Annotated in this window: 21 protein-coding genes; 10 read left to right on the forward strand and 11 right to left on the reverse strand. The window is 67.9% G+C overall.

Annotation, left to right across the window (positions count from 1 at the left end):
- Window positions 1-167 precede the first annotated feature (167 nt).
- From dusB to ACT89H_RS12460, 4 genes are all read left to right on the forward strand, one after another.
- A complete protein-coding gene (dusB, locus tag ACT89H_RS12445) occupies window positions 168-1,295 on the forward strand; it encodes a tRNA dihydrouridine synthase DusB (protein ID WP_445108904.1) in 1,128 nt (375 codons plus the stop codon).
- Window positions 1,296-2,000: 705 nt separating this feature from the next.
- Complete coding sequence (locus tag ACT89H_RS12450; RefSeq protein ID WP_445108708.1) at window positions 2,001-3,773, forward strand: LCP family protein; 1,773 nt, start codon at window positions 2,001-2,003, stop codon at window positions 3,771-3,773.
- Between the two features lie 181 nt (window positions 3,774-3,954).
- Window positions 3,955-4,617: a phosphate signaling complex protein PhoU gene (phoU, locus tag ACT89H_RS12455; protein ID WP_445108709.1), complete on the forward strand. Its 663-nt coding sequence runs from the start codon at window positions 3,955-3,957 to the stop codon at window positions 4,615-4,617.
- 419 nt (window positions 4,618-5,036) lie between these two features.
- On the forward strand, window positions 5,037-5,243 hold the full coding sequence (locus ACT89H_RS12460; protein ID WP_445108710.1) for a hypothetical protein: 207 nt from the start codon (window positions 5,037-5,039) through the stop codon (window positions 5,241-5,243).
- A 95-nt stretch (window positions 5,244-5,338) separates the two neighbouring features.
- Here ACT89H_RS12460 and pstB read toward each other — a convergent pair whose 3' ends face one another.
- The 6 genes from pstB to ACT89H_RS12490 all read right to left on the reverse strand — a co-directional run bounded on the left by pstB (window position 5,339) and on the right by ACT89H_RS12490 (window position 11,256).
- A complete protein-coding gene (gene pstB, locus ACT89H_RS12465) occupies window positions 5,339-6,115 on the reverse strand; it encodes a phosphate ABC transporter ATP-binding protein PstB (protein WP_445108711.1) in 777 nt (258 codons plus the stop codon).
- 21 nt (window positions 6,116-6,136) lie between these two features.
- Window positions 6,137-7,039 (reverse strand): phosphate ABC transporter permease PstA, encoded by a 903-nt coding sequence (pstA, locus tag ACT89H_RS12470; RefSeq protein WP_445108712.1) that lies wholly within the window; start codon window positions 7,037-7,039, stop codon window positions 6,137-6,139.
- A complete protein-coding gene (gene pstC, locus ACT89H_RS12475) occupies window positions 7,039-8,010 on the reverse strand; it encodes a phosphate ABC transporter permease subunit PstC (RefSeq protein ID WP_445108713.1) in 972 nt (323 codons plus the stop codon). Before pstC ends, pstA begins: the two co-directional genes overlap by 1 nt.
- A 90-nt stretch (window positions 8,011-8,100) precedes the next feature.
- The gene (gene pstS, locus ACT89H_RS12480) at window positions 8,101-9,213 is read right to left on the reverse strand and encodes a phosphate ABC transporter substrate-binding protein PstS (RefSeq protein WP_445108714.1); all 1,113 of its coding nucleotides are present in this window, start codon (window positions 9,211-9,213) and stop codon (window positions 8,101-8,103) included.
- Window positions 9,214-9,455: 242 nt separating this feature from the next.
- On the reverse strand, window positions 9,456-10,376 hold the full coding sequence (gene mshD / locus ACT89H_RS12485; RefSeq protein WP_445108715.1) for a mycothiol synthase: 921 nt from the start codon (window positions 10,374-10,376) through the stop codon (window positions 9,456-9,458).
- Window positions 10,377-10,491: 115 nt separating this feature from the next.
- Window positions 10,492-11,256 (reverse strand): winged helix-turn-helix transcriptional regulator, encoded by a 765-nt coding sequence (locus ACT89H_RS12490; protein WP_445108716.1) that lies wholly within the window; start codon window positions 11,254-11,256, stop codon window positions 10,492-10,494.
- A 292-nt stretch (window positions 11,257-11,548) separates the two neighbouring features.
- Between ACT89H_RS12490 and ACT89H_RS12495 the strand changes: the two genes are divergently transcribed.
- The 6 genes from ACT89H_RS12495 (at window position 11,549) to ACT89H_RS12520 (ending at window position 15,645) form a co-directional block, all read left to right on the forward strand.
- Window positions 11,549-12,349, forward strand: a complete 801-nt coding sequence (locus ACT89H_RS12495) for an LmeA family phospholipid-binding protein (protein ID WP_445108717.1) — start codon at window positions 11,549-11,551, stop codon at window positions 12,347-12,349.
- Window positions 12,346-12,789, forward strand: coding sequence for a thioredoxin family protein (locus ACT89H_RS12500; protein WP_445108718.1), 444 nt, complete (start codon window positions 12,346-12,348; stop codon window positions 12,787-12,789). Before ACT89H_RS12495 ends, ACT89H_RS12500 begins: the two co-directional genes overlap by 4 nt.
- A 286-nt stretch (window positions 12,790-13,075) precedes the next feature.
- On the forward strand, window positions 13,076-13,570 hold the full coding sequence (locus ACT89H_RS12505) for a DUF4395 domain-containing protein (protein WP_445108719.1): 495 nt from the start codon (window positions 13,076-13,078) through the stop codon (window positions 13,568-13,570).
- 29 nt (window positions 13,571-13,599) lie between these two features.
- Window positions 13,600-14,433, forward strand: a complete 834-nt coding sequence (locus ACT89H_RS12510) for a sulfurtransferase (protein ID WP_039794999.1) — start codon at window positions 13,600-13,602, stop codon at window positions 14,431-14,433.
- 5 nt (window positions 14,434-14,438) lie between these two features.
- Window positions 14,439-14,744 carry a DUF1416 domain-containing protein gene (locus tag ACT89H_RS12515; protein WP_445108720.1) on the forward strand — a complete coding sequence of 102 codons (306 nt, stop codon included), beginning with the start codon at window positions 14,439-14,441 and terminating at the stop codon, window positions 14,742-14,744.
- 193 nt (window positions 14,745-14,937) lie between these two features.
- Window positions 14,938-15,645, forward strand: coding sequence for a heme-binding beta-barrel domain-containing protein (locus tag ACT89H_RS12520; protein WP_445108721.1), 708 nt, complete (start codon window positions 14,938-14,940; stop codon window positions 15,643-15,645).
- 628 nt (window positions 15,646-16,273) lie between these two features.
- On the opposite strand, the gene cydC is transcribed toward ACT89H_RS12520, so the two are convergent.
- The 5 genes from cydC to ACT89H_RS12545 form a co-directional block, all read right to left on the reverse strand.
- Window positions 16,274-18,085, reverse strand: a complete 1,812-nt coding sequence (gene cydC, locus ACT89H_RS12525) for a thiol reductant ABC exporter subunit CydC (RefSeq protein ID WP_445108722.1) — start codon at window positions 18,083-18,085, stop codon at window positions 16,274-16,276.
- Window positions 18,082-19,914 (reverse strand): ABC transporter ATP-binding protein/permease, encoded by a 1,833-nt coding sequence (locus ACT89H_RS12530; protein WP_445108723.1) that lies wholly within the window; start codon window positions 19,912-19,914, stop codon window positions 18,082-18,084. The genes cydC and ACT89H_RS12530 overlap by 4 nt, the downstream gene beginning before the upstream one ends.
- Window positions 19,915-19,918: 4 nt before the next feature.
- Window positions 19,919-20,950, reverse strand: coding sequence for a cytochrome d ubiquinol oxidase subunit II (gene cydB, locus ACT89H_RS12535; RefSeq protein WP_445108724.1), 1,032 nt, complete (start codon window positions 20,948-20,950; stop codon window positions 19,919-19,921).
- A 9-nt stretch (window positions 20,951-20,959) separates the two neighbouring features.
- Window positions 20,960-22,453, reverse strand: coding sequence for a cytochrome ubiquinol oxidase subunit I (locus ACT89H_RS12540; RefSeq protein WP_445108725.1), 1,494 nt, complete (start codon window positions 22,451-22,453; stop codon window positions 20,960-20,962).
- 206 nt (window positions 22,454-22,659) lie between these two features.
- The gene (locus tag ACT89H_RS12545) at window positions 22,660-23,580 is read right to left on the reverse strand and encodes an aminodeoxychorismate lyase (RefSeq protein WP_445108726.1); all 921 of its coding nucleotides are present in this window, start codon (window positions 23,578-23,580) and stop codon (window positions 22,660-22,662) included.
- Window positions 23,581-23,659 lie beyond the last annotated feature (79 nt).

Here is a 23,659-nt window from a genome sequence, read left to right on the forward strand (position 1 = left end):
TTCTTCGCACAGCTACAGGCGCCGCCCTCTTGGAGAGACCGAGGGCGGCGTCGGTGTGCACGGCCGGTGCCCGCGCGACGACATGCGCGCCGGGCAGACGCGCCCGCTCCGGCCGACTCACGTGCGCAAATGAGACACTGGTCGGCGTGACGATGACTACCGAGGCGATGACCAAGCTGCGGATCGGGCCGTATCCGGTCGATCCGCCGGTCGTGCTCGCGCCGATGGCGGGCATCACGAATCTGGCGTTCCGCAAGTTGTGCCGGGAATTCGGCAGCCCGACCTCGATCTACGTGTGCGAGATGATCACCGCGCGAGCGGTGGTCGAGCGTAACGAGAAGACGCTGCACATGATGTCCTTCGACGCCGACGAGCATCCCCGCTCGATGCAGCTCTACGGCGTGGACCCGGCCACACTCGGCGAAGCGGTGCGGATCATCGTCGGAGAGGGCTGGGCCGACCACATCGACCTCAACCTGGGCTGCCCTGTGCCCAAGGTCACCCGCCTCGGTGGCGGCGCCGCCCTGCCGTACAAGCGGACGCTGTTCCGGAGCATCGTGCGCGCCATGGTGAGCGCGGCGGAACCCGCTGGGGTACCGGTCACGGTGAAGTTCCGCATCGGCATCGACGACGAGCACCTCACCTATCTGGACGCGGGCCGCATCGCCGAAGCTGAGGGCGCGCAGGCGGTGGCCCTGCACGCCCGCACGGCCGCGCAACGCTACTCGGGCCGGGCCGACTGGACCGCGATCGCCCGGCTCAAGGAGGCGGTCACCTCCATCCCGGTGCTCGGCAACGGTGACATCTTCTCCGCCGCCGACGCCGTCGACATGATGGACGAGACCGGATGCGACGGTGTGGTCGTCGGCCGTGGCTGCCTGGGCAGACCGTGGCTGTTCGCCGAGCTGCAAGCGGCGCTGCGCGGTGAACCGCTGCCGGGAGCTCCCGATCTGGGTCGAGTCGGCGCGGTGCTGTACCGGCACGGCGCGCTGCTGTCGGAGCATCTCGGCGAGGAGAAAGCCATGCGTGATCTGCGCAAGCACATGGCCTGGTATCTGATGGGCTTCCCGGTCGGCTCCGACCTGCGTCGCTCGTTCGCCACGGTGAGCAGCCTCGCGCAGCTGGAGGACCTCGTCGGCCAACTCGACCCGACCGCTCCCTTCCCGAAGGACGCGGAGGGTCCACGCGGCAGACAGGGCTCGCCGGGCAAAGTGGCGCTGCCGCACGGCTGGCTCGACGATCCGGACGATCCCGCGGTGCCGCGCGCGGCGGATGTGATGCACAGCGGCGGATGATCGGGCAACCGCACAGCGAATCGCGGGCGTGAACACCACTTCGACCGCTCCGATTTCGCGCTGGAGTGGCTCGCCGTGGCGGAATCGTTATCATTGCGGAATCGGTGCCGCCGGTCGAGTGTGACCTGAGCGGAAAAGCAAGACGAAAAGCGAGGTTCGTTGGTGGGTGACGATCGGCACGGGCGTTCGCCACGGCCCGGAGGTCGTGCCCCGTGGGAGCGGTATCCCGCGGCGGAGTCTCCCGACCGGGACGCCGCACACACGTCTCGCCGTTCCCGCCATACCGACACCACCCCGGATCAGAGTTCCGCGCCGCTGACGGTCCAGGATCTCGTCCAGCGGGTCGACAACGAACGCACCGGCCGCCGCGCCCGCCGCGCGGAGCCCACATCATCGGACCCGGCCGCCGCGCCGAGCCGAAGCCGTCGTACGGAACCCGGCCCCGCGGACCAGACCTCCGCGCCCGGTCGAGGCCGCCGTGCCGAGCGGGCGACACAGGTCTCGGGCCCTCCGACGAACCGAGGCCGCCGCCCCGAGCCGGTACCACCGCAGGCGGGCCCGCCATCCGGGCGAATCAACCGCGCCGAGTCGCGTCAGGAAGCTCCGCGCCGACCCGCCGACCCGGCCGTTGCCAACGGCCGCGGCGCGGCAGCCGGACCCCGGCGTGCGGAACCACCACCGCAACGCCAGACGGGCAGCTCACCGGTGGTCCAGGACATTACGGGGGCCACACCGGCCGCCCGCGCCGCGAGCCGCCGCCCTGGCGATCGCCCGACCCCCGATGCGCCCGACGTTCCGGTCGCGCGTCCGGAGCCGGAGCAGGCCGAAGAGGTCACCGACGTAATCCCTCCGATCGACGAGCCGACGCGCGCCCTGCGGAAGGGCATGGGCTGGCCCACCAAGGACGCCAAGGGCACTGAGCCGAAGGCCGTCGGCACCGCCAAGACCCGCCTGCAGGCGTCCCGGGAGCGCCGCAACAAGCGGCTGAGAGCCGCGGGAAGGGCGGGCGGAGCAGTGTGCGCCGTGCTGGCGCTGCTGGTCACCGGCGGCGGCTGGAGCTACCTGCGTTCGACCACGGACAGCTTCACCCAGGTTTCCGCCCTCGACGAGAACTCCGAGGACATCGTCGATTCCGCTGCCCAGCTCGGCGACGAGAATTATCTGCTGGTCGGCACCGACACCCGCGCAGGCGCCAATGGCAAGCTCGGCGCGGGCACCGTGGACGACGCCGAGGGCGCCCGCGCCGACACCACCATGCTGGTGCACATCCCGAAGGCCCGGAATCGAGTCGTCGTAGTCTCCTTCCCACGCGACCTGGACGTGACCAGGCCCCAGTGCAGCGGGTGGGACAACGAGAAAAACAAATACACCGACGAGAAGTTCCCGTCTGCCATAGGCGACAAGCTCAACGCCGTCTACGCTCTCGGCGGCCCGATGTGCCTGGTCTCCACTGTTCAGCGCCTCACCGGCGCGTCGATCAATCACTTCATGGGCATCGACTTCTCCGGTTTCGAGTCCATGGTCAACCAGATCGACGGGGTCGAGGTCTGCGCGTCCAGGCCGCTGGTGGACGACGTGCTCGGCACCATCCTCGAGCACCCGGGCAAGCAGCGCATCGACGGCCAAACCGCGCTGAGCTACGTGCGCGCGAGGCATGTCCACGGCGAGGAACGCAGCGACTACGACCGCATCAACCGACAGCAACGCTTCCTCGCTTCGCTGCTGCGCGGCACGCTGTCGAGCAGGGTGCTGTTCAATCCGGGCAAACTGAACGGCTTCATCAGTGCGCTTCGTGAGCACACCTGGGTCAACAAGGTCGAGCCAACCGACCTGCTGATGCTCGGACGCTCACTGCAGAAGATCGACGCCGGCGCGGTCACCTTCATCACCGTCCCGACCGCGGGCACCAACTCTTACGGCAACGAGATTCCCCGCGAATCCGACATCAAGGCGATCTTCAAGGCGATCCGCGACGATCAGCCTCTGCCGGGCGAGAAGCCGACCGTTCAGGCGAACGCACCCGCTCCGACACCGGCCGCGCCGACACCGACCAAGTACAAGGCGGTGGACCCTTCGACCGTCTCGCTGCTGGTGTCCAACGGCTCCGGAGTCGAGGGGCTGGCGCGCACGGCGGCCACCAAGCTCGGCAACCAGGGCTTCACGATCTACAACACCGGCAACTACGCCAACGGCACCTCCACGACGACGAAGGTCCGCTACGCCGCGGGCCTGGAAGCCGAGGCCGCCACCGTGGCCTCCGCGATTCCCGGCGCGACCATCGAGGCGGCCGACGATCTCGGCGGCATCGTGGAGGTCGTCATCGGAGGCGACTCCAAGACCGGCGTCACCGTGAAGGCGCCGACGCCGGTCGGTGACGAGATCACCAATGTCGTGACGAGAGCCTCGACGGATTCGACGCCCGCCGTGCTGCCCTCGGACCTGGAACACGTCAACGCGGCCGAGGACATCTGCAAGTAGCGGCCCCGAAAGCCGATGCGATGCAGATCACAAATCGCCACGATGTCGCCGTTTCGGGACCGGCGAGGGTGCGACTCCCGGTAGTTGAACCCTCAACGGCAATCCCCACGCTAATGATGCGCACCGGTCATTCACTCCGCGTTCGTGACTTGGTCAGCGCCCCGAACTAGTGTCATCTGGTATGCGTGTCATCTACAACGAGCAAATGGCCGATCTCGCCCACCTGCTGGGTGAGATGGCCGGGCTCGCCGGCTCGGCCATGGAGCGGGCGACCCAGGCGCTGCTCCAGGCGGATCTCGCCCTGGCGGAGCAAGTAATCAGCGACTCCGACCGGATCGCCGAGCTGATCCAGGACGCCGAGGAGAAGGCCTTCGCCCTGCTCGCGCTGCAAGCCCCGGTAGCCGGTGATTTGCGGCAAGTGGTGAGCACGATCCAGATCGTCGCCGACGTGAACCGGATGGGCGCGCTCGCGCTGCATGTGGCCAAGGTCGCGCGCAGGCGTCATCCGAACCACGCGCTGCCCGAGGCCGTCAACGGCTACTTCGCCGAGATGGGCCGTATCGCGGTGAACATGGGGGCGACTGCACGTGAGGTGCTGGAGACCCGTGACCCGGAGCGCGCCGCGCAGCTGAACGAAGACGACGAGGCGATGGACGATCTGCACCGTCACCTCTTCACACTGCTCATGGACCGGGAGTGGAAGTACGGCGTGGCGGCTGCCGTCGATGTCACGCTGCTCGGTCGCTACTACGAGCGCTTCGCCGACCACGCGGTCGAAATCGGCCGCCGGGTCATCTTCTTGGTCACCGGAGTGCTCCCGCCCGACCCCGACGCGGACGAGTAGACGAAAAGCTTTCCGTGCTCGACGTTTCGCAGGCGGCGAATGATCAATTTGGCCGCACGGGCAGGATCGCTCTGATACAGCGTCACGCCGGAGGGGTTCGGCATGGAGGGGCGTTATCAATGTCGATCCAGCGGAGCTGTGCGCGTCGGCCGCATTGACCGTGCGGGCCACCACCGATGTGCTCGGTGAGATCCTGCCCGGTTCGGCGCTGAGAGAAGTGTGTTCCGCGGCGGGTTCGAATGCGTAAGACGCACAGCGGCGAATAATTGTGCCTTGCAAGCGGTTTGCGAGCATCGCGAAAGGCGGCGCCGCGAATTACGAGGTGTCCGATCAGGAGTTTCGCGCGGGCCTCGACGCGATGGGCGCACAGCTGTGCGAACTACAAGCACGACGCCGCCCCTCAGCCAGGTGCGGTCGGAATGGCAGCCATGGAAATCGAGCGAAGCCGGAACGGAAATTCGCACCAGACAGCCATCACCACCGCACTGAACGAACCGCTCGGCACGCGATCGGGCATCATTACCAAAATCGAGCAGGCCAGGCTGGAATGCGCACGCCCGCAGCGTAACTCGGCAAGCACCGGCAACAGCCGAACCGACAAACCGAATTCGCCGAGGAGTATCTGAAGCTACCCGGCCCAAACGTACGAAGGCCCTGGGTAGCGCCCAGGGCCTTCGTTTCACGTATCCGGCGTCCGGCGGGGACGCGGAGCCGCCGGGGATCAGCCGAAGCGGCCGGAGATGTAATCCTCCGTGGCCTTCTGCGACGGGTTGGAGAAGATCTTCTCGGTGTCGTCGATCTCGATCAGCTTGCCCGGCTTGCCCTGGGCCTCCAGGTTGAAGAAACCGGTCTGGTCACTCACGCGCGCGGCCTGCTGCATGTTGTGGGTGACGATGACGATGGTGAATTCCTTCTTCAGCTCGGTGATCAGGTCCTCGATCGCCAGGGTGGAGATCGGGTCCAGCGCCGAACAGGGCTCGTCCATCAGCAGTACGTCGGGCGATACAGCGATGGCGCGCGCGATGCACAGACGCTGCTGCTGACCGCCGGAGAGGCCGCCGCCCGGCTTGTCCAGACGGTCCTTCACCTCGTTCCACAGGTTGGCACCGCGCAGCGAGCGTTCGGCGACCTCGTCGAGTTCCTTCTTGTTGCGCACGCCCTGCAGCTTCAGACCCGCGACCACGTTGTCCTTGATGGACATCGTGGGGAACGGGTTGGGCCGCTGGAAGACCATGCCGATCGTGCGGCGCACGCCCACCGGGTCGACCTGGGAGCCGTAGATGTCCTCGCCGTCCAGCAGCACCGCGCCCTCGACCCTGGCATTCGGGGTTACCTCGTGCATGCGGTTGAGCGAGCGCAGCACGGTGGACTTGCCACAGCCGGAGGGACCGATGAAGGCGGTCACGCTGCGCGGCAGCACGGTCAGCGAGACATCGGACACGGCATGGAACTTGCCGTAGTAGATGTTCAGATCTTTGACGTCGATCCGCTTGGCCATTTTCGGTAATCCGTTCCGCTTCTATCGGTTCCGGGTGAGCAGGCGGTTGAGGACCGCAGCCGCCAGGTAGAGGAGGGCGATGATGAGGATCAGGGTCAGAGCCGCTCCCCAGACCCGTTCGCGTCCGGCAGCTTCGGGGTTGGCCAGCTCCTGATAGATCAACAGCGGCAGCGACGCCATGTTGCCGTCGAAGATGTTCACGTTGATCGACTTGCTGTAGCCGACCAGCACCAGCACGGGAGCGGTCTCGCCCATCACCCTGGCGATGGCCAGCAGGATGCCGCTGATCATGCCGGGCAGCGCGGTGGGCACCACGATCCGCAGAATGGTCTTCCACTTCGGGATGCCCAGGGCGTAGGACGCTTCGCGCAGTTCGTCCGGCACCAGTTTGAGCATTTCCTCGGTGCTGCGGACGACGACGGGCAACATCAGCAGCACCAGCGCCAGCGACACCGCCAACGAACTCTGCGGGAATCCGAGCGTGGCGATCCACAGCGCGAAGATGAACAGCGCCGCGACGATCGACGGGACACCGGCCAGGATGTCGACCATGAAGGTCGTGACCTTGGCCAGCAAGCCGCGGCCGTACTCGACCAGATACACCGCGGCCATGATGCCGAGCGGCACGGCGATCACCGTCGCGACCAGCGACTGCACGATGGTGCCGTAGATGGCGTGGTAAACGCCACCCGCCATCTGGTTGGGCAGCACGCCCTTCAGCGAGTTCTGCCACCAGTCCGCCCGGATCACGGCGTCGAAGCCCTTGCTGATCACCATGATCAGAACCCAGGCCAGCGGTACCAGCGCGACCGCGAAGGCCAGCCACACCAAGCCGGTCGCGAGGTTGTTGCGCACCTTGCGCGCCAGGCTCACATCCCGGAAGGTGGGCGGCTTGATCGGCCGGTCCAGTGTCGACGTGGTCATCACCCGTTCACCCTTCCGCCCGCGGCCAGTCGAGCGAGCGCGTTCACGACGAAGGTCAGCGCGAACAGCACGAAGCCTGCCGCGATGTACGCGCCGGTCGGCAGCGGGGCGCTGAACTCCGCTGCGGCCGAGGCGATTTTGGAGGCGAAGGTGTAGCCGCCGTCGAACACCGACCAGTGTCCGGGGTGCGCGGCCGTCTTCAGCACGATCAACACGGCGATCGTCTCACCGAGCGCGCGGCCGAGGCCGAGCATGGCGCCGGCGATCATGCCGCTGCGGCCGTAGGGCAGCACCGTCATCCGCACGACTTCCCATTTCGTCGCACCGAGCGCCTGTGCCGCCTCGATGTGCGAACGGGGAGTGAGGTTGAACACCTCACGGCTGACCGACGTGATGATCGGCAGGATCATCACCGCGAGCACCACGCCCGCGGTGAAGATCGTGCCGCCGCTGGCCAGCGGGATGTTGCCGTCGGCGAAGAGGAACAGCCATCCCAGGTTGTCGTTCAAGAAGGTCTGGATCGGCTCCAGTTGCGGAGCGAGAACCAGGATTCCCCACAGACCGAACACGATCGAGGGCACCGCCGCGAGCAGATCGACGAGCACCGAGAACGGCCGGGCGAGTGTCTTCGGCGCGTAGTGCGTCAGAAACAGCGCGATGCCGATGCCGATCGGAACGGCGATCACCAAGGCGAAGATCGAACTCAGCACCGTCACCATGAACAGATCCCGGATGCCGAACCGTAGGTGGTTGGCGTCCGAGGTGTTGAACTCGGTACTGGTGAAGAAGTTCGCCTCGTTCGCCAGCACCGACGGCACCGCCCGGATGAGCAGGAACAGTGCAATCAACGCGATGGAGGCGACGATGATCGCACCGGCCGTCGTCGCCAGGGAGCGGAAGATGATCTCCGCTCGCGGACTGTGCGGGCGACCGCTTTTCGCGGCCGATTCGCCGCTCGGCTTGCTGGGCATGAGCGCAGTATCTCCGCCTGCTCGCTGGTCGGTCGAATCAGACGAACCAGCGGCGGCGACCTCGTCGTGCACGGTCATGTGGGGCTGCTATCAGGAGATGGCGTTGATGGCGGTGGTCAGCTTGGTCTTGAACTGCTCCGGGATCGGGATGTACCCGGCCTCGTCCAAGCCCTTCTGGCCGTTGGTGACCGCCGAGGTGAGGAAGGCCTTGACCGCCTTCGACGTGTCGGCGTCGGAGTACTTCGAGCACACGATCTCGTAGGTCGGCATCACGATCGGGTACGCGCCCGCCACCGACGGCTTGTAGAACGAGGAGGTGTCGATGACCAGGTCGTTGCCCTGGCCGGAGATCTTCGCGGACTCGATCGCCTTGCCCGCCGAGGCGACGCTCAGCGTCACCGGGTCCTTGCTCGCCGAGGTGATGATCCGCGCGATCGACAGGTTCTGCGCCTTCGCGAACGACCACTCGTTGTAGGTGATCGAGTTCTTGGTGCTCTTCACCGCGGCCGAGGTGCCCTCGTTGCCCTTCGAGCCCGCGCCGACGCCGCCGTTGAAGGCCTTGCCCGCGCCCTTGCCCCAGGCGCCGTCCGAAGCGGAGTCCAGGTAGAGCTGGAAGTTGTCGGTGGTGCCCGACTCATCGCTGCGGAAGATCACGGCGATCGGCTCGGACGGCAGCTTGGCGTTCGGGTTCAGCGCCTTGATCTCGGGCGCGTCCCAGGTGGTCACGGTGCCGTTGAAGATCTTGGCGGCGGTCGGGCCGTCCAGCGCGAGATCGGTCACGCCGTCGATGTTGTAGGTGATCGCGACCGGGCCGAACACGGTCGGCAGGTTCCACGCGGGCGAGGCGCAGCGGTCGGCGGCCTTCTTCGGCTCGTCCTTCTTCGGGCTCAGCGGGGAGTCGGAACCACCGAAATCGGTCTGACCACCGAGGAATTCGCTCACGCCGGCGCCAGAGCCGCTCGAGGTGTAGTTGAGCGTGGCACCGTCGCAGTTCTTCTCGTACGCGGCGATGAAGCGCTCCATCGCGTTCTTCTGCGCCGAGGAGCCGCTGGCCTTGAGTGCCTTCTTACCGCCGCACGCGACGTCGACCTTCGCCACGTTGCCCGTGTCGGTCGAGGAGTTGTCGTCGCTGCCACAGGCGGCCAGCGCCATGGCGCCGACGGCCAGCACACCAACGAGGGCGCTGCTGCGCTTGAGATTCACTTATTCCTCCGGAATGGCGTCCTACTCGTCCGGTCCCTCACCGGCCCGGACGGGTGCTGTGGTGCTGTTCGCGGGGAACTTGCGCACCAGGCAGCAGTGTGCTGCCCTCACTCAACCTAAGGTCATGTGGTTGACAGTTGGATCGACCTGAGTGAACGGAGAGTGAACAGCCCGGCGCGATTGCACCCGGTCGATGTGACGTTTGCCGCAGTTTTACTCGCGCACCCCCGATCTGCCGCCTGCTATTCAGGATCCGCCGCCGCGTAGGCGATGTCGACATGTGCGGGAGCGAAGCCGAGACGGGTATAAGTGCGCACCGCGGCGACATTGTCGGCCTCGGTGTAGAGCAACACCTCGGCCAACCCGCGGTCACGTAGATAGCCCAGACCGGCCAGGGTGAGCAGCCGACCGAGTCCGCGCCCCTGCGCCGCCGGATCGATACCCACCACGTAGACCTCGCCGAGCGGCGGATTCTCCGCGTGATGCACTTTGGTCCAGTGGAATCCGAGCAGACGATCGGGGGCCGCGGGGTCGAACGCCAGGAACAGGCCCGCGGGGTCGAACCACGACTCCGCGCGGCGGATCTCGATGTCGCGCCGGGTCCACCCGCCCTGTTCCGGATGCCAGGCGAAGGCGGCGCCGTTCACCCGCAGCAATTCCGCGTCGTCGGCGGGACCGGCATAGGTGCGCAACGCGATGCCGTCCGGCACGACCAATTCCGGTAGCTCAACAGTTGCGAGCGATCGTCGCATCTGCCACAACTCGCGCGCGGTCCGCAGCCCGAGCCGCGCCGCGACGGCCTTGGCGGCCGGCCGGTCGCCGTGCGCCCAGACGCGCGTGCCCGGACCACCCTCAGCCAGTGCGGCAGTGACCAGATCGGTGCCGACGCCGTGTCCGCGCCGGGCGGGGTCGACCGCGACCTCGGCCATAGCGGGGTGCTCACCATGGGCGGGGACGAGATTCGCGTAGCCCACGATGGCGCCCTCGCGCCGCGCGAGCAGATGGCGTACTCCGGTTTCCGCATCCGAAGTCAGCGACAGCACGGCCTGTTCCGAGACCGGGGCTACCCCATCGGCCTCGGTGGCACGCGCGAGCAGATCGGTGACCGCTTGCGCGGCGCCCACGTCGGGGCGGTCGATCCACTGGGTAGTAGCGCCGCTCATCGGCCTCCGTTCATCGAGCCAGTGAACTCCGCATGGAGTCCACTCCTGGCAACGTCATGGCGGCTGGTGGCATTTCGGCCCCGCCGAATAGCTGCGGGCACTGCCGCGGCGGCGATTACTGCGCGGAGCCGTTGACCGGCGCGAGCGGGGAATCGTCGGTACCTTCGGCGTCCTCTTCCGGGAAATTCACCGGCTCACCCTTGGCCGCAGCCCGCGAAGGGCGCACGGCCTTGTAACCGACATTGCGCACCGTGCCGATCAGCGATTCGTATTCGCTGCCGAGCTTGGCGCGCAACCGCCGGACGTGCACGTCGACGGTGCGGGTGCCGCCGAAGAAGTCGTAGCCCCAGACCTCCTGCAGCAGCTGTGCGCGGGTGAACACCCGGCCCGCGTGCTGCGCGAGATACTTCAGCAGCTCGAATTCCTTGTAAGTGAGATCGAGCGGGCGGCCCCGCAGTCGCGCCGTGTAGGTGCCCTCGTCGATCACCAACTCACCGAGCGTGATCTTGCCCGTGTTCTCCGGACTGGCCACGCCGCCGTTGCGGCCGACCAGCAACCGCAGCCGGGCGTCGAGTTCGGCGGGGCCGGTGCCGGGCAGCAGGATGTCGTCGAGCCCCCAGTCCGCGTTCACGGCGACCAGGCCGCCCTCGGTGAGGACAGCGACGACCGGCACCGAGGACCCGGTGCTGCCCAGCAGGCGGCACAGGCCACGGGCGGCGGCAAGATCGGTCCTCGCGTCCACCAACGCGACGTCCGCGGTGCCTGCCTCGAGCAGCGACGCCACTTCCGTCGGAGCGGGGCGCACGTTGTGCGCGAGCAGCGCAAGCGAGGGCAACACCGACTCGGGGTTGGGGTCGGAGGTAAGCAGGAGCAGCTCCACGGGCCCTCCTCCCATCTCGTAGCTCGCGGATGCGGCAGCACCGCCGCGTCCACGTCGCTGATCACAAGTAATCGGATGCAAGATTAGCGCGTAACAAGAGGTGACCACGCATTCCGGTGCGACGGGCGCACCAGAGGACACCCGGGAGCCGGGTTCGGGCCAACCGATATGGTGCGTGCATGGGTTACGTATCGGGCATGCCCCCCGCCGCCGGGGCGCCCGAGGCGGTAGTCGAACGCGCGCCGCGCGGCTCCCGGCCGTCGCGGCCCGAGACCCGGAGAGACGGGGGAGCATGCGCAAGCTGATCATCGGCCTGCTGTGTTTGGCTGGGTTCGCCGTCGTCGTCGACTTCAGCACCGCCGCCTATTCGGAGTACCGCGTGTCCCGAGCGCTGCGCGACGGCGCCGATCTCACCGCCGATCCCGAGGTGACGATCCACGGCTTCCCCTTCCTCGGCCAGGCCTGGGACAACCGCTACGACCACGTGGAGATCCGGGCCCGCGCGAAGCGAATGGACATCCCCGGCGAGATCGCCCTGGAGGCGACGCTGACCGGGGTGCGGCTGCCGGTCGGCGAACTCGTCGACGGCAGCCTGCGCGGCGTCCCGGTGGAGCGCGTGGACAGCCGGTTGCGGGTGGAGCCGACCGAACTCGGCAGACTGTTCACCATCCCCGACCTGCAAGTGCATTCCCGCCCCGCTGACAAGTCCGACGGGACCGGCGGCTCGGGCGGTTCCGGCATGACCACCACGGGCGCACTGGTGCTCACCGGCACCCTGCCGGAGACGCCCGGCACGCAGTACGGCGGTGAAAAGGTCAGCGTGCAGGCCGATCTGCTGCTCGACGGTGATCAGGTGAAGATCGTGGCGACCGGCTTCTACCGCGGTCCGCCGGGTACCGAGACCATGCCTGTGGCGGTGATCACCGAGGCCGATCGTCCCGCCGTCCTCGCCCGGTTCACCCGTACCATCGACACCAAGGAATTGCCGTTCGGTGTCCGGCCGACCAAGGTCTCCGCTCAGGGCGGTCAGATCGTCGTGGAGGGCAAGGGCGTGAACGTCACGATCGACCTGGACCGATTGCAGCGACCATGATTCAAGTCACCATCCTCGCAGTCGTACTGCTCGCCGCACTGGCGGTGGGCATCCTGCTGCGCTGGCGCGACGGCAAGTTTCGCGCGAGCGACGGCATCGACCTGGCCCGCTCCGCCCGCGCGGAGTTGCTGGCCGCCGTGGGAGTAACCGGCGCCGGTCCCGCGGTCCTGCACTTCTCGGCAGATTGGTGCGGACCGTGCGCCGCAGTTCGCCGAGTGGTTGCCAATGTCACAGACCAGCTCGCGGGGTCGCCGCAGCCGCCCCAGGACATCGAGGTGGACATCGACGCCGAGCCCGCGCTCGCCCGGGAGCTGAACGTGCTCTCGCTACCCACCACGTTCGTCTTCGACATCGAGGGCCGGGAACGGTTCCGCATCTCCGGTGTGCCGAAGGCGACGGATCTGCACTCCGCCCTCGAGCCGCTGACCGCAGCGGCCTGAGCTGCGACGACAAGACCACTGGACGGATGTGATCCACCCCGGTCCATATTTCCCCGCCGAATTGGGTAAACTGCTCACGTGCTTGCCAACCACGAGCTGATGCTCACCCGACGCCGCACAGTGGATCTGTGTCGGCTCGGTGGTTGTTGCTGCCTGTGCCGCTGATCGGTCGGCTTTCCCGGATTTCCTGACGCCGACCCTTGTCCGCCGTGCGAGTGATCTCACGATCCCCGGCGAATTGGCAAATTTGCAGTCATCGGACTTATCCAGCGCAGGAGTACGCACAATGTCCACCGAGATTCGTAACGGTTCCGAAGCCACCCCCGTTTCCCACGACCAGGTCGATGTGCGCGGACCACGCTTCGCCGCATGGGTGACCACCGGCGTCCTCGTCGTGGTGCTGCTCGCCGCCGCGGTATCCCCGGTCGCAGCGGGGGTGTTGATCGCTGCGCAGGCGGTCGTCTTCGCGGTCGGCGCCGCCCTCGGACCGCGCAGCCACCCGTACGGCCGGATCTACGCGGCCTTCGTCGCGCCGCGTCTCGCGCCGGCCACCGAAACCGAGCCGACGGCCCCGCTGCGGTTCGCGCAGTTGCTCGGTTTCGTGTTCGCGGCCGTCAGCCTGCTGGGCTTCGCGCTCGGCTCCACAATCGTCGGCGCGGTGTTCGCCGGCTTCGCCTTGTTCGCGGCGTTCCTGAACGCGGCGTTCGGGCTCTGCCTGGGTTGCCGGATCTATCCGCTGGTGGCCCGCCTCCGCCGGACCCCGTCACCGGCATCGAACTGACCCTGCACGTCATCTCTGAAAGGAAAACAATGGCTCGCTCCGATGTCCTGGTCTCCGTTGACTGGGCCGAAGAGAACCTCAACACCCCCGGCGTAGTGTTCGTCGAGGTCGACGAGGACACCTCCGCCTACGACGGGGGGCACATCGAGGGTGCCGTCCGGCTCGACTGGAAGAAGGACCTGCAGGATCAGGTTCGTCGCGACTTCGTGAACCAGGAGCAGTTCTCCGACCTGCTCTCGGCGCGCGGCATCTCGAACGACGACGAGGTCATCCTGTACGGCGGCAACAACAACTGGTTCGCCGCGTACGCCTACTGGTACTTCAAGCTGTACGGCCACAACAACGTCAAGCTGCTCGACGGCGGCCGTAAGAAGTGGGAGCTCGACGGCCGTCCGCTGTCCTCGGAGCCGGTGAACCGGCCCGCCACCCAGTACAAGGCGTCGGCGCCCGACCTGGCCATCCGCGCCTTCCGGGACGAGGTGATCGCGGCCATCGGCACCAAGAACCTAGTCGACGTGCGCTCGCCCGACGAGTTCACCGGCAAGATCCTGGCTCCCGCGCACCTGCCGCAGGAGCAGAGCCAGCGTCCGGGTCACATCCCCGGCGCCATCAACGTGCCGTGGAGCAAGGCCGCGAACGAGGACGGCACCTTCAAGTCCGACGCCGAACTGGCCGAGCTCTACAAGGAGGCCGGTCTGGACGGTGAGAAGGAGACCATCGCGTACTGCCGGATCGGCGAGCGCTCCTCGCACACCTGGTTCGTGCTGAAGGAACTGCTCGGCCACCAGAACGTCAAGAACTACGACGGCAGCTGGACCGAATACGGTTCGCTCGTCGGCGCTCCGATCGAGTTGGGAGAGTAATAGAAATGTGCGCAGCACCTACCCAGGGTCAGGCCATCCCGGCCGGTGTCGACGTGGAGAAGGAGACGGTCATCACCGGCCGTGTCCTGAGCGCCGACGGCCAGCCGGTGGCCGGGGCGTTCGTACGCCTGCTCGACGGCAACGGTGACTTCACCGCCGAGGTCGTCGCGTCGAGTACCGGTGACTTCCGGTTCTTCGCGGCTCCCGGCTCGTGGACCGTCCGCGCCCTCTCCTCGGCGGGCAACGGCTCCGCCGAGGTGCGCCCCGAAGGCGCGGGCATCCACTCGGTCGACGTCGCGGTCGCCAAGTAAGTCCTCACCACTCGTCGAACGGCCCCGGTCGCTCCCGTTCTCCGCGCGGAAGCACCGGGGCCGTTTGCGTGCCGCCGCAGGGGGGTCGTTACACTCGAAACGTGGTCCTCTTCTTCGAGATTCTGCTGGTGGCCGTGGCCGTACTGATCGGCTGGTTCGGCCTCTACGTCTTCTACCGGCTGTTCACCGAATCATGAGCGAACTCGCGAGCGAAGGTTCCAATTCGGCCGAGCGAGCGAGTGAACAACTGAACGGCAACGCTCCGGCCGATCCCGCCGGTCGCCGCAGCGGTGACCAGGCCGTGGCCGAGGCTGCCGAACGGGCGAAATCGACCGGCGCCCGCAACATCCCGGTCCTACCGGATCTTCCGCTGCCCGAGGACACCGCCAACCTGCGCCTCGGCCCGGATCTGAGCTCTTCGATGCTCGCGCTGCTTCCGATGGTCGGCGTGTGGCGCGGTGAGGGCGAGGGCAACGATCCCGAGCGCGGCGACTACCGCTTCGGCCAGCAGATCGTCGTCTCGCACGACGGCGGCGACTACCTCGCGTGGGAATCCCGGTCCTGGGTCATCGAGGCCGACGGCAGCTACGGCGGCCCCGATCTGCGCGAGCGCGGCTTCTGGCGGGTCGGCATCGACGGCAACGACGAGGTCATCGAATTGCTGCTGTCGCACAGCAGCGGCATCGTGGAGCTGTTCTACGGGCAAGCGCTGACCCAGTCGTCCTGGGAGTTGGCCACCGACGTGGTGATCCGCAGCCAGTCCGGCGTCGTCGTGGGCGGCGCCAAGCGCCTCTACGGCATCGTCGAGGGCGGCGATCTGGCCTACGTCGAGGAACGCGTGGTAGCCGACGGTCCTCTCCAACCGCGCCTCTCGGCCCGCCTGCAGCGCTACATCGGCTGAGGGGGTTCATCCAGCGCAGAGTCCTGCCGCGCTCGGCGTCTGCCCGACCCGATACCGGCCGGCCTTATCGAACTCGATACTCGGTCGGCCACCCATCGCCACCATTCCCACCGCGACACCGACCGACGCACCACGCGCTCGGCGTCTGCCCCACGCGACACCTGATCGGCTCTACCCAACACACTGATCGCCCCGAGCCGAACGCCGCAGACACCCGCAGAACCGGCCGGCATCGCCATCCGAAGTCCCGCGGACGCGACAACAGGCCTCTCCACCCCAATGCAACACCTGATCTCGCGAGCACATGGGTAATTCACCGGGTACGCCCAGAACCCCTACCCATCCCAACGCAACCTGTGACCAACCCACACAACACCTCACTGGCACGGCCTGAATACCCGGAGAGGCGGAACAGCCCCCGAGCCATACCGGTGCGATTGTGGTCGCACGGGTCCGGTCGGACGGACCGGGGCTCGGGGGCCGGGTGACTGCCTGGAATTCGCTGGCGCTCGCGCGGGCGAAATCCACCTGCAGCGGTGGCGCTAGCGGACAGCCACCTCACGTGTCCTATGAATAATCATTCTTCGAACCACCTCCTTCCTCGTGTACGAACGAATCTAGCGATGCGTCAGTAACTCGGCAACGGAATTTCTCGGTGGGCGGAATCGGCGCCGCGGCACGGCCTTCCACTCATCGGGAAGTCGGTCGTGACCTGCCCTGCCGCGGATATTCGCAGCACCACCTCGGCCCGCTGGTCGTCCGGTAGCTGATGGGTGACGACGACCACGGTGCGATCGGGTTCGACGAGACCGCTGTCGGCGTCGAGCAGGTCGCGCAGCAGCTTCGCCCCGCCCTCGGCCTCCAGATGCTCGGTCGGTTCATCCAGCAGCAACACCCGCGCCGGGGACACCAGTGCGCGCGCGAGCAGTATCCGGCGACGCTGGCCGCCCGACACGGCTGCCGCTCCCCCGACGAGATCGGTGTGCACACCCTGCGCCAGCCCCTCCAGCCAGTCTCCGAGACCGGCTGTCCGCAAAGCTTCTTCGGCTTCTTCCGCGGTCAGATCACCGCGTGCTACCCGGAGATTCTCCAGTACAGAGGTGCCGAACAGGTGCGCGTCCTCAGCGAAGAAGGTGACGCCGGGACGCGGCGTGTCGAACAGTCCGGCCCACTTCATCAGCAGGGTCGTCTTGCCCGCGCCGCTCGGGCCGACGACGGCGATCCGCCGTGCCCGGGGCAGTTCCGGCACGCGCGCGTCGACGGGGCAACTCTGGTCGGCAACGCTCGCCCGCCGTTGCTGTTGTGGCTGCGATCCTCCTGCGAGGGCGGATCGGTCGGCTTCGGCATGCGGGGGCCGGGGCGTCTGCCGCGCCCAGGGATCCGCCGACACGCTTGCGGATGAATCAGGTTCGCACCCGTCCAGTCGATGCAGAGCCGCGCGGGCCGTAGTCAGGGCCTGCGCCGCCGCGGGCAATGTGCCGACCGCTTCGAAAGCCGACAAGGGCAAGAGGACCAGAACGACTAGTGCCATGGGCGTCATCGCGTCTGGCGAGCCGCCGTCCGGGCCGTAGAGAGTGATGCCGATCAGCAGGGCGCCGAGGACAGCCGCGCCGATGGACAGGGGCGTGGCAGCAGCCGACCAAGCGCTGCGCGCGGCGGCCCGGTCCTCCGCGGCGACCGCACGGCTCGACGCTCGCCCGGCCGCGGCGAGGGCGGCGTCGAGGCGACCGGCGACACGCAGTTCGGCGGCGTGATCGAGCACCGTGAGAGCCTGGGCGGTGAACTCCGCCCGGTCCGCGCGCACAGCACGTTCCGCCTCGGCGGCCGCCTTGGCCGACAACCACGGCGCGACGATGCCCGACAGCACCAGCGCTCCGGCCAGGATCGCGGCCGCGGCGGGCGAGAGGGTGGCCAGCAGCGCGACGGCCGCGAGCGAGAGCACCAGCGCGACCGCGACCGGGACGAACACGCGGACCACCACGGCCCCCAAGTCGTCGATGTCGCTGCCGACGCGGACCAGGAGATCTCCCCGCCGCGGCGGCTTCGCGCCCGGCCGGTCGTCGTCGCTTCGCGACACCTCGGGTCGGCGCAGCCAGAAATCCGAGCGAGCCAGCGTGCGGTAGACCGTGGTTCGCGCTGTTGTCATGGCGCGCAGTGCGACGTCGTGGGTGGCCAGCCGTTCCAGATACCGGCACAGGCCACGGGAGATGCCGAGCGCACGCACCGCCACCACGGCGATGCTCAGGTCGAGCACCGGCGGCATCTGCCAGGCTCGCGCGATCAGCCAGGCCGCCAGCGCCGCGAGCCCGAGCCCGCTGCCCAGCGCCAGCACGCCCCACCCGATCGCCACCGCGACGCGCCGGCGGGACAACGCCAGCAGCGCCCACATCCGGCGAAGGTCACCGGACACCGTGCGTGCGCCGGTCTTCCCCGCGTTCATCCCGGCACCTCCGCTCGGTCGGCGTGCACCTGCACGATGTGGTCGGCGGCGGCCAGCACGGTCGGGCGATGGCCGATGACGACCACCGTCGCGCCCGCACGGGCGCGGGCCTGGAGGGCGGCCAGCACGGTGGCTTCGGCGGCGGCGTCGAGGTGCGCGGTCGGTTCGTCCAGCAGCAGGATCGGGCGATCGGTGGCCAGCACCCTGGTCAGGGCGAGGCGTTGGCGCTGGCCGAGCGACAGCCCGATGCCGCCGGGGCCGACCACGGTGTCCCAGCGCTCCGGCAGGTCGTCGAGCACGGCGTCGAATCCTGTTGCCAGACAGGCGGCTTCGAGATCGCCGAGGACGCGCGCCGGGCCGCGTGCGGCGTGGTCCACCATGCACGGGCCGAGCAATTCCAGGTTGTCGCGCACTGTGCCGGGCACCAGCACCGGACGCTGCGGCAGCCAGGCCACGTGCGCCCACCATCGGTCCGATTCCAGTTCACGAACGTCCACACCGTCGACGGTCACGGCGCCTCGGTCGGGCGTGATCAGGCCAAGGATCGCCTGCACGGCGGTTGATTTGCCGCTGCCATTGGGACCGGCGAGCACCGTCACGGCGCCGGGCCGCAAGATCGCCGACAGGCCCGCGGGGGCGAACCCGTCCCGCGCCCGGACCGAGAGGTCGCGCAGTTCGACCGGGCCGGGACCAGCGACGAGCGCCACCACGCCCTGCGCGCCGTAGCCGGGTGGCCGCTCGGTCGGCTGGAGATCAGGGCCGATCGCCGCGCCGACACGCTCGGCAGGCGTGGACTCGAGGATCGCGAACGCCTTGTCCGCGGCCGCCATACCGTCCTGCGCGGCATGGAAGCGTTCGCCCACCATGCGCAGCGGCAGATACACCTCGGGAGCGAGCACCAGCACCACCAAGCCCGCGTAGAGACTCATCTCGCCGAACACCAGCCGCAGCCCGATGGACACCGCGATCAGGGCGACGCTCAGCGTGGCGAGCAATTCCAGCACCATGGAAGACAGGAACGCGATGCGGAGCGCGCGCATCGTCCGCCGGCGCAGTGCGTCGCCGAGATCGTGAACACGGTGCCGCATGGTGCGCGCGGGTCCGGCCGTATCGCCCGTCCCGACGTCGTCCTGCCGGCCGCGCGCGCCGGGCTCGGCTTCCGCGTCGCCGGTCTCACGACCGAGCGCGCGCAACGTCGGCATGCCCGCGAACAGATCGAGCAGTTGGTCCGACAGCCGGGTGGTGGCCGTCAGCGTGGCTTCCGCCCGCCCCTGGGTCAGCAGCCCGATGAGGATCATGAAGACCGGGATGAGCGGCAAGGTGATCACCACGATCACACCGGAGGTGAGATCGTGTGCCGCGATGACCGCGAGCACGATCGGTGGAACCACCACCGCCAGCAGCAGAGCGGGCAGGTAGCCGACGAGATACCCGCGCAGCCCGGACAAGCCCGTGCCGACGACCACGGCCAATTCCGTTCGGCGCGTGTCGAGTTCGCGAGGCGACAGCCGTGCACCCGCATCGAGCACCGCCCCTTCCAACTCCGCCACCACATTCGCGCCCGCTCGGTGCGCCAGCCTGGATTGCGACCAGGTGGCGAGCACCCGGACTGCGATCGCGACCGCGAGTCCGACGAGTTCGGCCGTCCACGCGCCGAGCGTGCGTGCACTCGGATCGGTGACCACCCCGGCGAGCACCCGTCCGATCAGCACCGCCGCGACCACAATCGCGCCGGTGACGACCAGCGACAGCACCACGCTCAGTGCGAGGTAGCTGCGTGCGGAGCGGGCGTAGCGCCACAGGCGCGGATCGATCGGCGGGCGGGCCACGACGTCAATCCCGCGCTGCCCGCAGGGGCAGGCCGACCGGGGGCGGGATCTGCTCGACGGTGATCCGCTTGCGGAACACCCAGTACGTCCAGCCCTGGTACACCAGCACGACGGGCGTGATCAGCGCCGCGGCCCAGCTCATCACCTTCAGCGTGTACGGCGTCGAGGACGCGTTGTGGATCGTCAGATCGAACGCCGCATCGATCGTCGAAGGAAGCACCGCGGGGAACAGCGAACCGAACAGCAGCGCGGTCGCCGCGGCGACGGTCACCGTGGTGCCCGTGAACGCCCATCCGTCGCGCTGCGCGAGATCGGCCGCCGCCGCCCCGACCAGGCCGAGTACCGCCAGCGCCAGGGGAATCCACGTCCAGCCGGTCCCGTGGGCCAGTTGGGTCCACAGTCCGAATCCGCCGACGACGACCACGGTCGGGGCCAGCAGCAGCCGGGCGGTGCGGCGTGCGTCGTCGCGGACCTCGCCCGCGGTCTTGAGCACCAGGAACATCGCTCCGTGCAGCGCGAACAGCAGTCCGGTCGCCAGCCCGCCGAGCAGGGCGTAGGGCCCGAACAGGTCGGCGACCGATCCCGCGATCTGCTTCTTCTCGTTCAACGGAACTCCGTGCACCACGTTGGCGAACAGCCAGCCCCAGGCCAGCGCCGGAACCCAGGAACCGATGCCGATGCCGATGTCGCAGCGGGCCCGCCAGCGCGGGTCGTCGATCTTGCCCCGGTACTCGATGGCGCAGATCCGCAGGATCAGCGCCACGAGTACCAGCAGCAATGCCAGGTAGAAGCCGGAGAACAGGCTGGCGTACCACTCCGGGAACGCGGCGAACATCGCGGCGCCCGCGGTGATCAACCAGACCTCGTTGGCGTCCCACACCGGCCCGATCGTGTTGAGCACCACCCGTCTGCGCCGGTCGGACCCCTTGCCGAGGACCGGCATGAGCATGCCGACGCCGAAGTCGAAGCCCTCCAGCACGAAGTAGCCGGTGAACAGAGCACCGATCAGGACGAACCAGATCTCTTGCAGACTCATCGCCGGCTCCTAGTAGGCGAACGACAGTACTTCGACGGCAGGCTCTTCGGCGCGGCGCCCACCCGCGGCCGCGTCCGTGTCGTGCGGCTCGGTCTCGGCGGGTGCCGCCGGGTCGGGTCCGTGGATCACATAACGGCGCATCAGGAAGAACCACACGAACGCGAGCGCGCCGTACAGCAGTGTGAAGGTGATCAGCGAGAACAGCACGATCCCTGGCGCGTGACCGGAGACGCCCTGCTGCACGGTGAGGCGCAGATTCGGGTCGCCGGTGGGGTTGGGCACCGCCACCCAGGGCTGCCGCCCCATCTCGGTGAACACCCACCCGGCGCTGTTGGCCAGGAACGGGGTGGGGATGGCCAGCAGGCTCAGCCAGGCGAACCAGCGCTGGTCCGGCACTCGTCCGCGGCGGGTCAGCCACAGTCCGGCCAGGGCGAACAGCACCGAACCCGCCGACAGTCCGATCATGGCGCGGAACGACCAGTAGGTGACGAACAGGTTGGGCCGATAGTCGCCGACACCGAACTTCTCGTTGTAGGTCTTCTGCAGGTCGACGACACCGTCCAGCGTCACACCGGTGAACTCCCCCTTCGCCAGCCACGGCAGCACGTAGGGGACTTCGAGCACGTGCGTCACGCTGTCGCAATTGTTGTGCGTGCCGACGGTGAGCACGGAGAAGTCGGGGTCGAGGGCGGTGTGGCACAGCGATTCCGCCGAGGCCATCTTCATCGGCTGCTGCTCGAACATCAGCTTGCCCTGGACATCGCCGGTGTAGACCAGAGCGGCCATCGCCGCGATCACCACGACGATGCCCGCCCGTGCCGCGGGCCGCCAGATCTCCCGCGCCTCGGACGTTTTCGCCTCGTCACCGCTGCGCGCGCTGCGCACCATCCACCAGCCCGCGATACCCGCGACGAAGGTGCCCGCCGTGAGGAAGGAACCGGCGACCACGTGCGGAAAAGCTGCCAGCAAAGTGTTATTGGTGAGCACCTTCACGATGCTCTCCAGTTCCGCGCGACCGGTTTCCGGGTTGTAGCGGGCGCCGACCGGATGCTGCATGAACGAGTTGGCCGCGACGATGAAGTACGCCGAGGCGTTCACGCCGATCGCGACCATCCAGATCGTGCCGAGGTGCAGCAGTTTCGGCAACCTGGTCCAGCCGAAGATCCACAGCCCGAGGAAGGTCGACTCCATGAAGAAGGCGATCAGGCCTTCCAGCGCGAGCGGGGCGCCGAACACGTCACCGACGAAGCGGGAGTACTCGCTCCAGTTCATGCCGAACTGGAACTCCTGCACGATGCCGGTCGCCACGCCGAGCGCGAAGTTGATCAGGAACAGCTTGCCGAAGAACTTGGTCAGCCGCAGCCAGTGCTGTTTGCCGGTGACCACCCACGCCGTCTGCATGGCCGCCACCAACGGCGCGAGTCCGATGGTCAGCGGCACCAGGAGGAAGTGATAGACGGTGGTGATGCCGAACTGCCATCGGGAGATGTCCAAGGAGTTCAAGCCGGCCTCCTGCGTGTCTACGACAAGTCGTAGTAAAGCCTACGCGGGAGCAGGCGGGCAGCAATGAGTCCTACGCCACGTCACCAGGGCTGATCTGCCTGTTCCAGCCTGTTTTCCGTGCTTGTCGGCGCCCGCGCCCGCGCGAGTAGGACAGAGATCACGCAGCGGCGCCGAGCACGGCGACGGTATCCGGCGGCACAGCCATCTCACCAGTCGCCGATGGCTCCCGCTCGCTCGATGCCGCGATCGACCAGCCCGATGATCTCTTCGGCGTTGTCCGGCGCGGACATCCGCAGCCCGTCCAGCGAATTGACCCGCGCCGCAAGCGAAATGCTCGACAGCATCCAGATGCTGTCACAGGTGAGCAGGTCCGCGGTGAACAGCGAGTCGTAGCGGCATTGCCAGCCCGCCTTCTCGGCTTCGGCGAACAGCGCGCGCTGGGTGACGCCGGGCAGCACACCGTTCTTCGCCGGCGGGGTGATCAACTCCTTGTCGCGGGCGATCACCACGGTGGACCGCGGCCCTTCCAGCACCCGGTTCTCCGTGCTGGTGAAGATCACGTCATCCGCGCCCATCCGCGCGGCGAACCGCAGAGCGGCCATATTGGTGGCGTAGGACAGCGTCTTGGCTCCGAGCAGCTGCCACGGCGCGGCTTGGGCGAGGTCGATCGAGATGCCGCGGGACAGCGTCACCACGGCGACGCCTTCGGTACGGGCCTTCTCCACGCGCTCGGGCACCGGCACCACGAGCACGAAAGCGGTCGGCACCGGCACGGCGGCGGCGAGGTCGCCGGTCGTGACCTTGTCGGGTGTGCCGGCCAGCTCGGAGTCCCGGCCGCGGGTGAGCACCAGCCGCATAACGCCTTCGCGCTCGCTGCCCCACTCCTTGGCGGCGGTCTCCACCGCCTCGCGCCACTTGCCCAGTTCCGGCTCGGGCAGATCGAGCGCCTGTGCGGAGCGACGCAATCTGCCCAGATGAAATTCGCTCGCGCACGCGACTCCCGAGCGCACGAGCACCGTTTCGAAGACACCGTCGCCACGCAATACGCCAATATCGTCCGCAAACAACAACGGCGCATCCGCATCTCGGACCGCGCCATCGAGAGTTACCAGAACTCGATCTACCATGCGACGAGCGTAGGCGGTATGAGCGGACAATGCCTATGTCATGGCCGCTTTTGCCAGACCTTTTGTGTGGCCGCCCCAC

The organism is Nocardia aegles (assembly GCF_052545135.1).

Excerpts from the sequence above, each read along its gene's own strand:
- dusB (WP_445108904.1), top strand. The coding sequence starts at position 168 with ATGACCAAGCTGCGGATCGGGCCGTATCCGGTCGATCCGCCGGTCGTG.
- phoU (WP_445108709.1), top strand. The coding sequence starts at position 3,955 with ATGCGTGTCATCTACAACGAGCAAATGGCCGATCTCGCCCACCTGCTG.
- ACT89H_RS12460 (WP_445108710.1), top strand. The coding sequence starts at position 5,037 with ATGGCAGCCATGGAAATCGAGCGAAGCCGGAACGGAAATTCGCACCAG.
- pstB (WP_445108711.1), bottom strand. The coding sequence starts at position 6,115 with ATGGCCAAGCGGATCGACGTCAAAGATCTGAACATCTACTACGGCAAG.
- pstA (WP_445108712.1), bottom strand. The coding sequence starts at position 7,039 with ATGACCACGTCGACACTGGACCGGCCGATCAAGCCGCCCACCTTCCGG.
- pstC (WP_445108713.1), bottom strand. The coding sequence starts at position 8,010 with ATGCCCAGCAAGCCGAGCGGCGAATCGGCCGCGAAAAGCGGTCGCCCG.
- mshD (WP_445108715.1), bottom strand. The coding sequence starts at position 10,376 with ATGAGCGGCGCTACTACCCAGTGGATCGACCGCCCCGACGTGGGCGCC.
- ACT89H_RS12495 (WP_445108717.1), top strand. The coding sequence starts at position 11,549 with ATGCGCAAGCTGATCATCGGCCTGCTGTGTTTGGCTGGGTTCGCCGTC.
- ACT89H_RS12500 (WP_445108718.1), top strand. The coding sequence starts at position 12,346 with ATGATTCAAGTCACCATCCTCGCAGTCGTACTGCTCGCCGCACTGGCG.
- ACT89H_RS12505 (WP_445108719.1), top strand. The coding sequence starts at position 13,076 with ATGTCCACCGAGATTCGTAACGGTTCCGAAGCCACCCCCGTTTCCCAC.
- ACT89H_RS12510 (WP_039794999.1), top strand. The coding sequence starts at position 13,600 with ATGGCTCGCTCCGATGTCCTGGTCTCCGTTGACTGGGCCGAAGAGAAC.
- ACT89H_RS12515 (WP_445108720.1), top strand. The coding sequence starts at position 14,439 with ATGTGCGCAGCACCTACCCAGGGTCAGGCCATCCCGGCCGGTGTCGAC.
- ACT89H_RS12520 (WP_445108721.1), top strand. The coding sequence starts at position 14,938 with ATGAGCGAACTCGCGAGCGAAGGTTCCAATTCGGCCGAGCGAGCGAGT.
- cydC (WP_445108722.1), bottom strand. The coding sequence starts at position 18,085 with ATGAACGCGGGGAAGACCGGCGCACGCACGGTGTCCGGTGACCTTCGC.
- cydB (WP_445108724.1), bottom strand. The coding sequence starts at position 20,950 with ATGAGTCTGCAAGAGATCTGGTTCGTCCTGATCGGTGCTCTGTTCACC.
- ACT89H_RS12545 (WP_445108726.1), bottom strand. The coding sequence starts at position 23,580 with ATGGTAGATCGAGTTCTGGTAACTCTCGATGGCGCGGTCCGAGATGCG.